Source organism: Candidatus Frankia nodulisporulans (assembly GCF_902806475.1).
Taxonomy (GTDB): domain Bacteria; phylum Actinomycetota; class Actinomycetes; order Frankiales; family Frankiaceae; genus Frankia; species Frankia umida.
Genome location: NZ_CADCWS010000536.1, coordinates 1 through 560 on the forward strand (window position 1 = coordinate 1; position 560 = coordinate 560).

Annotated in this window: 1 pseudogene; it reads right to left on the bottom strand. The window is 66.8% G+C overall.

The features are described from left to right. Positions 1 to 342: 342 nt before the first annotated feature. A pseudogene (locus G6R24_RS23130) lies at positions 343 to 560 on the bottom strand (endonuclease/exonuclease/phosphatase family protein); the annotation flags it as partial.

Below are 560 nucleotides of genomic sequence, written 5' to 3' on the forward strand. Positions count from 1 at the left end.
CTGCCTGCTGCTGCCCGCCCGTCCCACCCCGGTGTCGCTCGGCACGCTGGTCTCACCGCCCACCTCGGTGGTGGCCCCGGTGACGGATACCGCTCCGGCAGGTGGGCCCGTCCCAGGCCCGCTGCCGGTGCCGGCCGGCACCGCCTCTGGCTGATGGTGCGCGCGCTGCCCAGGTCGAGACAATCTCGGGCCTGTCGATCAACGTGGTTTTTCTACAGGGTAGAAGGCAAAATTTGTCTGCTTCGCCCCGGTAGAAGGACCAGTCCGCCCCCACCAGCCTCCGACGTCGACAACGGCCCGCAACGACGGCGCTGTCCCTGAGCGCATGTCCGGCCGCAGTGATCAGGGGGATGCGGGAGTAAGGGCAGTCGCGACGGTCATGGCGGCATGGTCGCTGAGTCCTTCGCGCCGAGGGGTGTGGAGATAGGCACAGCTGGTGAGGTCGAGCCGGTCGGCAGTGAGGAAGGTGTGATCGAAGCGGTAGCCGTTGCCGCCACGCCCATACCAGCTGTGGCCAGGAGTGGGACTGTCAAGATAACGGTGTAACTGGGTTAGTGGAT